Source organism: Streptosporangium sp. NPDC023615 (genome assembly GCF_040640155.1).
Lineage (GTDB): Bacteria > Actinomycetota > Actinomycetes > Streptosporangiales > Streptosporangiaceae > Streptosporangium.
Map to the genome: position 1 here is coordinate 235,083 of NZ_JBFABE010000005.1, position 11,744 is coordinate 246,826.

13 protein-coding genes are annotated in these 11,744 nt (G+C 72.6%); 4 read left to right on the top strand and 9 right to left on the bottom strand.

Annotated elements, in window-relative coordinates; translation table 11 throughout:
- Positions 1-61: 61 nt before the first annotated feature.
- The 3 genes from AB0G16_RS06505 to AB0G16_RS06515 all read left to right on the top strand — a co-directional run bounded on the left by AB0G16_RS06505 (position 62) and on the right by AB0G16_RS06515 (position 2,398).
- Entirely contained in the window at positions 62-1,135 is a 1,074-nt protein-coding gene (locus AB0G16_RS06505) for a hypothetical protein (protein WP_362799570.1), read from the top strand.
- The gene (locus AB0G16_RS06510) at positions 1,132-1,323 is read left to right on the top strand and encodes a hypothetical protein (RefSeq protein ID WP_362799573.1); all 192 of its coding nucleotides are present in this window, start codon (positions 1,132-1,134) and stop codon (positions 1,321-1,323) included. The genes AB0G16_RS06505 and AB0G16_RS06510 overlap by 4 nt, the downstream gene beginning before the upstream one ends.
- A 64-nt stretch (positions 1,324-1,387) precedes the next feature.
- Positions 1,388-2,398 (top strand): glycosyltransferase family 2 protein, encoded by a 1,011-nt coding sequence (locus tag AB0G16_RS06515; protein ID WP_362799576.1) that lies wholly within the window; start codon positions 1,388-1,390, stop codon positions 2,396-2,398.
- On the opposite strand, the gene AB0G16_RS06520 is transcribed toward AB0G16_RS06515, so the two are convergent.
- From AB0G16_RS06520 to AB0G16_RS06555, 8 genes are all read right to left on the bottom strand, one after another.
- Complete coding sequence (locus AB0G16_RS06520; protein WP_362799578.1) at positions 2,370-3,644, bottom strand: glycosyltransferase family 4 protein; 1,275 nt, start codon at positions 3,642-3,644, stop codon at positions 2,370-2,372. The two genes, AB0G16_RS06515 and AB0G16_RS06520, sit on opposite strands and share 29 nt — an antisense overlap.
- Complete coding sequence (locus AB0G16_RS06525; RefSeq protein WP_362799581.1) at positions 3,641-4,936, bottom strand: oligosaccharide flippase family protein; 1,296 nt, start codon at positions 4,934-4,936, stop codon at positions 3,641-3,643. Before AB0G16_RS06525 ends, AB0G16_RS06520 begins: the two co-directional genes overlap by 4 nt.
- A gap of 127 nt (positions 4,937-5,063) precedes the next feature.
- Positions 5,064-6,359, bottom strand: a complete 1,296-nt coding sequence (locus AB0G16_RS06530; RefSeq protein ID WP_362799584.1) for a glycosyltransferase family 4 protein — start codon at positions 6,357-6,359, stop codon at positions 5,064-5,066.
- The gene (locus AB0G16_RS06535; protein WP_362799587.1) at positions 6,356-7,120 is read right to left on the bottom strand and encodes an NTP transferase domain-containing protein; all 765 of its coding nucleotides are present in this window, start codon (positions 7,118-7,120) and stop codon (positions 6,356-6,358) included. The genes AB0G16_RS06530 and AB0G16_RS06535 overlap by 4 nt, the downstream gene beginning before the upstream one ends.
- The gene (locus AB0G16_RS06540; RefSeq protein WP_362799590.1) at positions 7,117-7,782 is read right to left on the bottom strand and encodes an HAD family hydrolase; all 666 of its coding nucleotides are present in this window, start codon (positions 7,780-7,782) and stop codon (positions 7,117-7,119) included. Before AB0G16_RS06540 ends, AB0G16_RS06535 begins: the two co-directional genes overlap by 4 nt.
- Positions 7,779-9,059, bottom strand: coding sequence for a 2-phospho-L-lactate transferase CofD family protein (locus tag AB0G16_RS06545; protein ID WP_362799593.1), 1,281 nt, complete (start codon positions 9,057-9,059; stop codon positions 7,779-7,781). The genes AB0G16_RS06540 and AB0G16_RS06545 overlap by 4 nt, the downstream gene beginning before the upstream one ends.
- Positions 9,059-9,871: a glycosyltransferase family 2 protein gene (locus tag AB0G16_RS06550; RefSeq protein WP_362799596.1), complete on the bottom strand. Its 813-nt coding sequence runs from the start codon at positions 9,869-9,871 to the stop codon at positions 9,059-9,061. The genes AB0G16_RS06545 and AB0G16_RS06550 overlap by 1 nt, the downstream gene beginning before the upstream one ends.
- A gap of 68 nt (positions 9,872-9,939) precedes the next feature.
- Positions 9,940-10,644 carry a hypothetical protein gene (locus AB0G16_RS06555; RefSeq protein WP_362799598.1) on the bottom strand — a complete coding sequence of 235 codons (705 nt, stop codon included), beginning with the start codon at positions 10,642-10,644 and terminating at the stop codon, positions 9,940-9,942.
- Between the two features lie 549 nt (positions 10,645-11,193).
- On the opposite strand from AB0G16_RS06555, the gene AB0G16_RS06560 reads away from it, so the two are divergent.
- Complete coding sequence (locus tag AB0G16_RS06560) at positions 11,194-11,370, top strand: hypothetical protein (protein WP_362799601.1); 177 nt, start codon at positions 11,194-11,196, stop codon at positions 11,368-11,370.
- 184 nt (positions 11,371-11,554) lie between these two features.
- Here the strand turns inward: AB0G16_RS06560 and AB0G16_RS06565 are convergent.
- Positions 11,555-11,744, bottom strand: a 190-nt coding sequence (locus AB0G16_RS06565; protein ID WP_362799604.1) for a non-reducing end alpha-L-arabinofuranosidase family hydrolase, incomplete at its 5' end; no start/stop codon positions are given.

Consider the following 11,744-nt stretch of genomic DNA (forward strand, 5'->3'; position numbering starts at 1 on the left):
ATCGCGCACAGGTCGATTCACCGCCCTCATCGTCGCGAAACACCTTCCCAGAGGACATCGAATGTCGAAGAACACGCCTTTCCCCGATCCCGTCCCGCCCACCGCGGCCGTTCCGGCTCCGGCCGGCGACAGGCCGAAGCCGAAACGACGGCTGTGGGCGCCGATCGTCTCCCTCCTGCTGCTCTCCCCGTTCGTGGCGGAGCTGCTGCTCGGCGACATCGCGCTGACCTCCGTGGGCGTCGTGGTGGCCCTCGTCCCGCTCTACGGCTGCGGGGCCCTGCTCATCCGTGAACTGGCGCGGCGCACCGGCCGGGGCTGGCCCACCATCGCGTTGCTGGCGGGGGCCTTCGGCGTGCTGGAGGAGGGCTTCGCCACGATGTCCCTGTTCAACCCGGACTTCGCCGGCTACCGCCTGCTCGACGAGGCACCCCTTCCGTTCCTGGGCATGGGGGCGGAATGGACGGTCTACGTGCTGTCGCTGCACGTCGTCTGGAGCATCTGCACGCCGATCGCGCTCGCCGAGTCCCTGTTCCCGAGCCGGGCGCGAGTGCCGTGGCTGCGCACCCGCGGCCTGGTGGTCACCTCCGTCGTCTTCCTGCTCACCGTCGCGCTCTACTGGGCCGGGACGTTCTACACGGCGGGAACGGGCACCGGCCCGCAGGCGTTCCGGCCGACCGCGCCCCAGATGATCGCGACCGCGGTGACCGCCGTGGTTCTCGTCCTCGCCGCGTTCGCCGTCCGGCCGGGCGCCGTGACGTCCCGCCTGCCCGGCTCCGTCCCGTCGCCCCTGCTCGTCCTCGCCGGCTCGCTGGTGGCGGCGAGCGTCGTCCGGCAGAGCGCCGACCACCTGCCCGGCTGGGTGAGCGTCGCCGTCTGCCTGTCGGTCGAGGTCGTGGCGGTGGCCGCGCTCCGGTGGTACGGCCGCCGTCGAGGGTGGGGAGCGGCGCACGTCCTCGCCGCCGCGTCGGGAGCAGTCGTCGCCTACGCGTGGTCGGGTTTCTTCCTGACGCCCATCGTCGGCACGACCGATCCGGTCGTCGCCCGCGTCGGCAACGTGCTGTTCACGCTGATCGCCGTCGCGATCCTCGCCCTCGCCGCACGGCGCCTCCGCACGGCCACGACGACCCGGCCGTGACCCACCGCCCCCGCGGCGGGGCGCACCACGCCACCGCCGTCACCATCGTGCCGTCCAAGATCTGGACGATGGTTTCGGCGGGGACGTACGACGTGATATCGATGATTCATCGATGTCACCGCTCGGGCGATGTCGAAGCCGATGTCAAAGGCGATGTCGAAGCACTCGGCGATTCCGTCGCCACCTGACCCGGAGGCGGCCCCGTCGCCACCTGACCCGAAGTGAACCGACACCCCCCGAACGGCTGGACCCATGACGCGCGTCTCCCTGGTTGTCCCCTGCTACAACGCGGCCAAGACGCTGCGCCTGTGCCTGGAGTCGGTTCTCTCCCAGACCCGCCCGCCCGACGAGATCGTCGTGGTCGACGACGCCAGCACCGACGACTCGGCCGCGATCGCGGAGCGGCTCGGCTGCCGGGTCGTCCGGCTGGCCCGCAACCAGGGGGTCTCGGCCGCCCGCAACGCGGGCGTCGACGCCACCACCGGAGAGATCATCTTCTTTCTCGACTCCGACGTGGCGCTGCGGTCGGACGCGGTCGCCAACGCCGTCGAGATCCTGGAGCGCGACCCCGGGCTCGGCTGCGTGCACGGCGTCTACGACACCGAACCGCTCATCGACGACGGGCCGGTCGAGTGGTACCGGATCCTTCACGCGGTCCACTGGCGCAGCCGCCACATCGGTGAGGTCAACAGCGTCGTCTTCGCCCTCGCCGCCATCCGCCGCGACGTGCTGCTCGGCGCGGGGAGGTTCGACGAGCGCCTGCGTGACTGCGAGGACGTGGAGTACAGCAGCCGGCTCGCCGTGCGCAGCCGCATCGCGCTCACCGACACGGTCGTGGGCCGCCACGACGACGGCAGCCGCCTGCTGCCGATCCTCGGCGAGCAGTGGCGCAGGGCCCTGCCCCTGATCCCGCTCGCGCTCGCCACCAGCCGGCGCGGCGCGGCTAAGCCGGAGCACGCCAACAGTCCCGCCGGTATCCTCGCCTGCGCCCTCGCTCTCGCCACGCTGGCGCTGGCGCTGGCGAGCGTGCCGTTCGGCCTGTTCGTCCCCGCCCTGCTCCTCGTTCCCGCCGCCCTGGTCGTGGCGTTCGTCCTCGCCGATCCGCGGCTCGTACGGTTCGTCAACCGGCAGCGCGGCCCGGCGTTCACCGTCTATTTCATGGCGGTCCACCTGGCCGTGCACGCGGTGCTCGTCACCGGGCTGGCCGTCGGCTCGCTGCGTGTGCTCCCCGGGTTCAGGAGGAGCGCGGCGGAACCGGCCTGACCGGCGTCCCCTCGAGCACGACGCGGTAGACCGCGAGCGTCTCGTCGGCCGCCCTGCTCCAGCTCAGGCTCTCCCGGACGAACCTCTCCCCCCGGGTGCCGAGCGCGCGGCGCAGCTCCGGATCCGTCATGACCTCGACCACGACGCGGGCGATGTCGGCGGGGTCGGCGCTGCGTACGAAGCGGACGGCGGGCCGGTCGGGGTCGTCGAGGAAGATGCGTGAGAACCCGTCGCCGAGGATCGTGGGCCTGGACAGTGCCATCGCCTCGGTGGCGACCAGGCCGAACGGCTCGAAGAGCGAGGGGAAGACGCAGGCGTCGGCCATCTCGTAGAACTCCAGGAGCGCCCGGCCGTCGACGAACCCGCCGGAGGTCAGGACGCGCCCCTGAAGGCCCGTCTCGGCGACGATCCGCGCGACGCCCGCGTCGTCCCCCTCGCCCACGATCACCAGGCGCAGGCCGGGGACGGCGGGCGCGATCGTCCGCATGGCCTCCAGCAGCGGGTAGACGCCCTTCTGCCGTTCGATGCGGCCGACGAACAGCAGCACCGGGTCGTCGGCGGCGATGCCGAGCCGGGCCCGCAGGGCGACGGCTCCCGCGCGGAGCGCGTCGCGGTCGAACGCGGGGTCGGCGAGCACCTTCTCGTACGTCCCGCCCAGGCACACGACGTCGATCGGCGACCGGTTCCATCCCGCGGCGATCAGCTCCGCGCGCACCTCCGGGGTGGCGACGACGACCCGCCGGGAGATCCGCGCCAGCCACCGTTCGACGGCGGCGAACACGTTCAGCGGGTCGTTGACGGTGCGCTGCGCCGCGACGCCGTACTCGGTGGTGTGCACGTGGAAGACGACCGGCAGCCGCAGCACGTAGTGGCAGAGCAGTCCGCACAGGAAGTTCGTCGAGTCGTGCACGGCGACCAGGTCGGGCCGCTCGCTCCGGGCGACGCGGCGCAGCCGCAGGAAGTACCGCCAGTTGCTGACCACGACGTTCAGCGCGAGCAGGGCGAACTCGGCGCCCCGGGTACGGTTGAGCCTCCGGCGCCGGCTGATCGCGCCGAGGACGCGGCCGAGCGGGCGGTAGACGGTGACGCCGTCGCTCCGCTCGTGCACGGGCTGGTGGCCGTCGTTGAGCGTGAAGACGGCCACCCGGTCGTCACGGGCCAGGTACGGCGTGATCAGTTCGACGTAGCGGCCGAGCCCGGCGGTGATGTTCGGCGGGTACTGGTTGATGACGCAGGCGATCCTCATCGGTCGGCCTCCTTCGTGGGTGGGGTGACCGCCACCGGGCCGTCCGGCCGGTACGCCCGGCGGGCGGCGACCGCCACGACGGCCACCAGGATGAGATTGCTCAGGGCGAACGCGATCAGCCCTCCGACCAGCCCCTGCCAGGCGATGCACACCGCCTGGCAGGCGAGCGCGGCGGGCGTCCCTGCGGCGAGGCAGGCGATGAACACCTTGGCGCCCCGTACCCCGTCCATCGACAGGGCGACGAAGTAGAGGTTGAAGACGGTGTGCGCGCCGATGCCCACGGACGCCAGCGCCATCAGCCCGACCGAGTACGGGTACTCCTCGCCCATCACGAGAAAGAACACCAGGCTGGCCGCGAACGAGAAGACCGTCGTGACCCCCGCGACGACCGGCGCGAGCCGCGCGACCTTCCGCATCAGGGCGGGCTTGGCCATCGTGGCCATCATGGGCAGCAGCACCAGGCCGATCCCGTCGGTGAACACCACCCCGAGGAGCCGCTTGGGGAAGCCGTTGTAGAGGGAGTACACCCCGACGTCGGCCTTCCCGGCCCAGTGGTTGAGGAAGATCACGTCGACGCCGAAGAGCACGGCGGTGAACGTGGCGATGACGGTCACGTACGCGCCGTGCCGGTAGAGCGACCTCGCGAGGGCCGGCGACCAGGAGCGCGGCGCCACCCCGGACCCGGCCACGGCCATGGCGGCGAAGACGAGGTTCGTCACGATGAGCGCGCCCAGGTACACCTCGGCGTCCTCGACGCCGAGCACGAGCAGGCAGTACGCCGAACCGGCCAGGTAGGCGACGGCGACGGCCAGCTTGAGCGCGGCCACGAGCGTGAACCTCTTCAGGCCGCGCAGGAAGCTCTCGGTGAGCTGGTTCACGGTCATCGACAGCGCCAGCGCCAGGCCGAAGGCGAGCGTACGGGTGTCGACGCCCAGTGCCGAGGTCAGCAGCGGCGCGGCCAGCATCCCGACGGCGAACAGGACCGTTCCGAGGACCAGCGTCGAGAACAGCGCCGTCGTCACCAGGGCCGGCCGGTCCGCCGGTTCGGCGCGCGGCAGCTCCTGGAACATGACGTAGTTGAGGCTGGTGAGCATGGCGACGGTGACGATCAGTGCGATCGACAGGACGACGGTGAAGTGGCCGAACGCGGCGGCGCCGATCCCGCGGGCGATGACCAGCGTGGTGGCCGCCGCGACACCGCTGGCCAGGGTGCTCACGAGCGTGGGCCCGGCCGCCCAGCGGTGGCCGTCGACGGCCCGCGCGACGCGGGCACGCACGTCTCCGCGGGCCATCACGCCTCCCCTCCGGTGCGGGGCGCGCCTGCGACCCGCGTCGTCATGCCGGGCGGGCCGGTCCACGAGTCCTCGCCGGCGACCCGCGCGACGTGGGCGCGCGGGTCCCCGGCCGGTCCGCGGCCCGTCACCGGGCCGGCTCGGCGTACGCCGCCAGGGTGAGCTCCGCCGTCCGTGCCCACGTGTACCGCTCGCGGACGTGGGCGGCGCCGCGCTCGCCGAGCAGGGACGCGGCCCGCGGGTCGTCCAGGTACCGCAGCAGGGTGGCGGCCAGCTCCGCCGGTGAGTCGCTCCCGCACCGGGCCGCGCCGTCCCCCACCACCTCCGGGGAGTAGCCGGGGCCGACGACCACGGGCCGGGCCAGCGCCATCGCCTCGATCGCCACCAGGCCGAACGGCTCGTACGTGGACGGGAACACGCACACGTCGGCGGCCAGGAAATGGGCGAACACCTCGGCGGAGTCCAGGAAGCGGTACCCGGCGGCCACGTGGCGGCCGGCGCCCGTCTCCTCGATGAGCCGCGCCACCTCCGCGTTCTCGTCGGTGCGCGGGGACTGCTCGCCGATGAGCACGATCCGCACGTCGTCGCGCTCCCCGGTGATCAGCGGAGCCGCCCGGATCAGCGTGCGGACGCCCTTGTGCGGCGACAGCCGGCCGGCGAACACCACGAGCCGTCCCTCCCCGCCGGGCAGGTACCGGCGCCGGACCTCCGCGCGGAGCCGCTCGCGTTCGTCGCCGGTGAGAGCGGCCAGCCGTAACAGCTCGGGGTCCTCGAAGCCGTGCGGGATGACCCGCAGCCGGTCGACCGGCCATCCGCACGCCACGAGATCGTCGCGCATCCCGGCGCTCGGCACCACGATCAGGTGTGCCGTCCGCGCCTGGGCGGCCTCCAGCGCGGCGATGCCGGCCGCCACCGGGGACCGGCGCCGGGAGGGGGCGGCGTTGAGCTCACGGGTGTGGACGTGGAACACCACCGGGGTGCGGGCGAGCACCCGGCAGAGGATCCCGGCGACGCAGCCCATCCAGTCGTGCACGACGACGACCGACCCCGACCGCCCGGCGCCGGCCCCGATGACGCGGGCCGCGACACGCACGTTGAACACGAGGATCCCGATCATCCGGACGACGTCCAGGACGGCCACCGGCGTCCAGGTGACACCCTCGCCCCCGCCACCACCGGGCGCGCGCTTCCCGGCCAGGTCACCGCCGGGTACGCGTATCCGGTGCAGGGTGACGCCGCCGATCCGCTCCGTCCGTGGCACCCCGCGCCGCGCGGTGGCCCCGAACACCTCGACGGGCGTGCCGAGACGCCCCATGGCGGCCATCATCCGCTCGGCGTACCGCCCGAGCCCGCCGACGACGTCAGGCGGTGTCTCGGCGCAGACGACGTAGACGGGACGCGGCCGGGCCGGCGGCTCGCTCATCGGCCGCCGGCCTCCGTGTCCCGCAGGTACGCCCGCCGGGCGAAGTCGAGGTCGGCCCGGGTGTTGATGCCGCGCGCCTCGTCGGGGTCGTCCACCGGCACCACGGTCAGCGGCCGGCCGGTGATTCGCGACAGGTGGGGAAGGAACGGCAGGAAGTTGACCTCGCCGGTGACGGCGCCGGGGGCGGACTCGCTCAGGTAGCGCGTCCACTCCTTCCGCAGCCCGTCCGTGCCGAGGCAGAACACGCCGACGTCACTGAGCCCGCCGGGGCGGCACTCGTCGCCCTCGCGCGACTGCCGCACCCGCACCAGCGCGGAGCCGGCGATCTCGTACTCGACGTACGGGTCCGCCATCGGCACCAGGGGGATCGTGAGCCCGCCCTCCCGGTGGCCGGTCACGACGCGGTCGACGGTCGCCGGGGACAGGTTCGCCTGGTCGCCCCAGACCACGAGGATCGCGTCGTACGGCTCCCAGTACGGGGCGGCGCCGAAGATGGCGCCCCCCATGCCGGTCGGTCTCTCCTGGACGCTCACCGAGACGGCGCCGCTCCCGATCTCCTCGGCCGCGAGGTCCCGGAACGGGGCCTCACCCTCGGGGGAGACGACGACGTGGACGTGCTCGGCCCGGGGCCGCAGCCGCCGGTGGAGCAGGTGCCAGACGGTGACGCCGTCGGCGACCTCGACCATGATCTTCGGGATGTCGGCACCGAGCCGGGCGCCGCGCCCGGCCGCGGGGATCACCGCGCAGACGCGCTCACTCACCGCTGCTCCTGCTGGAAGAGGGACACGATCTCGTCGAGGTCCCGCACGACGATCGCCCCGGCCGCGGGCTCGGCGGCGTGGACCTGGAGGGTCACCAGCCCGGCGCCGACCGCGGAAGCCACCCCGTGCGCGGAGTCCTCCACGGCCACGGCGTCGGCCACATCGACGGCCCAGCGACGGCAGGCATAGGCGTAGAACTCCGGATCGGGCTTGCTCACCGGGACGTCGTCGCTGGTGAGCACGTCCCGGAAGTAGCCGCCCAGGGAGCCGGCAGAAAGGACCCGCTCGACCGACCCGCGGCTGCCGCTGGTGACCAGGTACACCGTGCGCCCCTCTTGCGCGAGGCGATCGAGGAGACGGCGGGCGCCGGGCAGCGGGGCGACCATCCCCGCCTCGGCGTGCTCGCGGTAGAGCCCCTGCTTGCGCCGGGCCAGCCGCCCGGCCGCGGCGGCGTCGCCGGGGACCAGACGGGAGGCCACCTCGGCGGTGCTGGCGCCGGCGTGGTCGGCGTACCGGAACGAGGCGAGCGCGACGGGCGCGATCTCCGCGATCGCCTGGCGGAACGCGGTCTCGTGCGCCGGGCACGAGTCCACGAGCGTGCCGTCGAGGTCGCACAGCCAGGTACGGCGGCCGGCGACCACGCCGGCCTGCCACGGGGTCACTCGGCTCCCGCCAGTGCCGCCTCGCCGCAGATGGCCGTCAGGGCGTCGACCGTGCCGCGGCCGCCGTGCACGCCCGGACGTCCGGGGTCCTCCAGGTCGGCCATGACCCACCGCGCCCCGGCCCACTCGCCGCCGTCGATCAGGGCTCGCGGCACCGGGAGCGTGGGCGGCCGGCCGTCCGACGGCGTGGTGGGACGGGGGCACAGGACATGGGTGACGGTGCGCCGCTCGTTGCGGGGGTCGCCGAGGTAGGACAGGGTGAGGTCGACCAGGTCGGGCGCGGTCAGCCCCTGGATGTCGTGGTCGTCCCGGGTGTTGACGACGAACACCTTGGCCACGGCCCGGCTCGCCGCGATCGCGTCCGCGACGCCCGGCGTCAGGTAGCTCGGCAGGAGCGACGAGTGCGGGGTGCCCGGCCCGTACACGAGGAGGTCGGTGTCCCTGATCGCGTCCAGCGCCTCCGGGTTCGGGGTGACGTCGGCGCGGTGACGGGCCAGGACCTCCCGCACCCGCGCGGCGGGCAGCGCCTCCAGCTCGGCCCGGAACCGGGGGTCGATCGGCCGGCGGAGCAGGAACAGGTCGGTGATGGCCTCGTCGTCCTGGGGCGCGACGATGTCGGCCTCGTCGGCCAGGAGGCGGCCGTTCCGCTTGAGCGCGGTGAGGAAGGCGTTCTCGCCGCCGGTCACGTTCAGCAGCCGGACCGGTGAGCCGAACGTGCGGGCGCAGGAGCGGACCGCGGCGTTGAAGTCCTCCCCCGTGCGGAGGTACGCGCCGGCGAACACGAGGTTGCCGAGCGCGCAGTCGCCCAGGTCGATCCCGGACGGCTCGGCGCCGAGCCGGCGCGCGAACAGGCGAAGGTCCCGCGTGATCTCCTCCCGCGCCTCCGGCCGCAGCGCGTCGAACGGCGTACCGGAGACCGGGCCGGACGGAGGACGGCCCGCGTGACTCCCGGACGAGGCGATCTCGTCGATGAGGTCCCCGAGGAGCTCCGGTGTGATCCCGGCCGGCAGGCGATGTTCCAGGACGGACATCAGCGCGGCCTGCTGCGGGTCGCCGCGGTCGAGGTGGAGCAGGCAGTTCTTGCGGAAGTCGGACGGCCCGAGCATCCCCGGGAGGTAACGTCGCAGCGCGCCGGTGGACAGCCCGTTGTCGTACCCGTTGATCACCAGGGACAGTTCGAGGCCGGGCATGCCCAGCAGCCGGCGCGCGATGCTGGCCCCGCCGCGCCCGCCGCTGAACATGGTGACCGTGCTCAGGGGGCGTGGGCGGGTGCTCATCAGATCTCCTCCGTCACGCGGGAGGCCACCGGCCGGAGCGGCGACGCCCCGGCCGTGCCCGGCGCGCGCAGGACGCCCCGGCGCAGCAGCCAGTTGCGGTAGCCCACGTAGCCCACGAACAGCGCCCGGTCCCGCGCGCCCTTCCAGAATCGCCACCCCCGGGCACCGCCGCCGCGCTCCCGGTGCTCGATGGGAAGCTCCGTCCAGGCGTGGCCCAGCTCGGTGACCTTCGCCGTGATCTCCGTCGAGCAGTTCATCCCGCCGGACTCCAGCGGCAGGGCACGGAACAGCGGGCCGCTGACCACCTTGAAGATCGAGTTGAAGTCGCGGTAGCGGGTGCGGAGCAGGGCGTTGCTGACCGCGCCGCTGGCCGCCGATCCCCACCGGTACGCCATGCCGTCGGCCTTCTTGATCCGGGCACCGGAGAAGGCGAGCGCCTCACCGGCCTGGATGCGCGGGATGAACGTGTCGAGATTGGCGATCGGGAACTGGCCGTCCGAGTCGAGCAGCACGACCCAGTCCAGCCGGGTGTGGGCGATCGCGGCGGCGATCGCGGCGCCCGCGCCCCGGTTGCGGTCGAACGAGACGACGACGAGCTCGGGACAGTCGGCCCGCAGGGCCTCCAGGACGGCTCCGGTCGCGTCGGTGCTCCCGTCGTCGCACACGACGATCTCCCACGTGCCGACCGCCGGGTGCCGCTCCAGGTAGTCGCGCCACTCCGTCACCGCCGCTGCGATGTTGTCCGCCTCGTTGTACGCGGGTGCCGCCACCGAGATGTCGATGCTGCGGGCCCCGGCATGCGTGTTCGGCAAATCTCACCTCCCGGAAGGACTTCAGATGCGGGCGTGACGGCCGTGTCGAGACGGGCCGCCGGAGCCGGTTACCGGACCGGCACGGGGTCCCCGGCCCCCAGCAGGCGGGTGATCCAGCGATCCAGGGGAAGCAGGTTGACCACGACGACGATCGGAACGTGCGCGAGGGCGAACAGGATGGTCGCGCCGTACGAGATCGGACCGCCGGTGAACACGTTGATGTGGGGCGCGTCGATGACCTCGGGGATCGCCACCGGGTTGGCGGCGAACCACATGAGGTCGAGGAAGCCCGAGAACAGGATGACGACACCGGTCGCCATGATCTTCAGGCAGCGCCCCGGACTGCCGCCACCGATCCGGTAGGCGGCGGCGACCGTGAGGACGATCGCCGGGTAGAAGAACATGTAGAGGTGCGTGTAGAAGTTGTCGCCCTGCACGCGCGCGGCGTCGCCGAAGTAGAACCAGCTGATCCGCGGGACCAGGTAGCCGGTGAAGAAGACGAACGGGATGTAGACCAGCCAGTACAGGCGCGACGACACCCACGGGAAGAACGCGATGGCCGCGCACAGGCAGGCGAACGCGAGCAGCTTGGCCACGAGCTCCCCCGCCGTCTGGGTCTCCCGGCCGTGGGGGGTGGTCAGCCAGGCGAGGGCGGCGACGGCCGCCCCGGCGACCAGGAACATCCACCACAGGTGCCGGGCCCACGGGCTCCGCCCACGGAGGACGACGTCGGCGACATGCCCGGGTAAACTGGTGGTGTCGCTTCCGTCCAAGAGTGACCGGGATGACGAGCTTTCGTCACGTGCCGTCATGAAGAATCGGCACCTTTCTTGCAGACGACGGGCGATCCGGGATGGTTCACGGGCTCCGGCCACAAGCCGCGGGAGCGCTCCCACTCAGTATGGCAGCAGCCTCTCGAATGGCGCCTAAGTATATGAAAATGGGACCTACCAGACCTCGCTGCCGTACGGCGGATTCATCGGCGAACACGAACGCCCAGGTGAACCGTTGTACAAAATTCAATCACCGAACATGTTCCTGGACGGAGAGTCCGATATGCGGGCCCGTCCTAAATAGTGATTCCGCAACCCGGCTTTCGGACAATGCGTTGCGCGTTCCGTAAGAGGGGTGCGCTTCTTGGCCGCTGGGCACCACCCCGATGTTCACCCTGCGTGACCGTCGAGGCCCCTTCGCGGGCAGGACGGGCCCCGTCGTCCTCCTTCGCGTCGGCCGAGATCCGTCGCGTCGGCCGAGTCCCGTCGCGTCGGCGGAGGCCTTCCCGGAGCACGAAGGCCTCCGCGGGGGTAAGGCGCGACCTGGTCGTGGTCGGCACGATCTCCACGGTCGTGGTCAAGGCGGCAGGGATCGGCGAGACCACGCCGCACCGGCACACCTCGCCCCACCCCGCGGGTGAAGAGGCGGTCGGCGGCTTCGCGGCGCCGCCGGCGAGGGGACGGCGAAAGGCCCCCACCGGAAACCCGGTGGGGGCCCTGATCTGAAGCCGTTTCGGAGAACCGAATCGCGGGCCCCTTCATCACACGGCGGAACACCATCGCGCTCCCCCGGTGGGGTGGTGCGCTTGTGGGCCCCGGGCGCGGGGATCTCACCCCCCGCGCCCGGGACCGGTTCATGGGCGACCGGTGAGGAGCCGGATCGGTGTCACCGTGTCACCGTGTCACCGTGTCAGCGCTGCAGGGTCAGCAGGCCCGGGCGGTAGGGCAGCAGGCCGTAGTTGGACGGGTTGACGTTGGGGTCGCGGCCCTGGTAGAGGAGCTGCAGGTTGCAGGGGTCGACGGTCATGGTCTGGTCGGCGCTGGTGCGCAGCAGCTCGCCGTGGCTGATGTCGTTGGTCCAGGTGGCGCCGCTGTTGGCC

Bases quoted from the DNA above. Each gene is read 5' to 3' on its own strand.
- AB0G16_RS06505 (WP_362799570.1), top strand. From the start codon at position 62: ATGTCGAAGAACACGCCTTTCCCCGATCCCGTCCCGCCCACCGCGGCC.
- AB0G16_RS06515 (WP_362799576.1), top strand. From the start codon at position 1,388: ATGACGCGCGTCTCCCTGGTTGTCCCCTGCTACAACGCGGCCAAGACG.
- AB0G16_RS06520 (WP_362799578.1), bottom strand. From the start codon at position 3,644: ATGAGGATCGCCTGCGTCATCAACCAGTACCCGCCGAACATCACCGCC.
- AB0G16_RS06525 (WP_362799581.1), bottom strand. From the start codon at position 4,936: ATGGCCCGCGGAGACGTGCGTGCCCGCGTCGCGCGGGCCGTCGACGGC.
- AB0G16_RS06530 (WP_362799584.1), bottom strand. From the start codon at position 6,359: ATGAGCGAGCCGCCGGCCCGGCCGCGTCCCGTCTACGTCGTCTGCGCC.
- AB0G16_RS06545 (WP_362799593.1), bottom strand. From the start codon at position 9,059: ATGAGCACCCGCCCACGCCCCCTGAGCACGGTCACCATGTTCAGCGGC.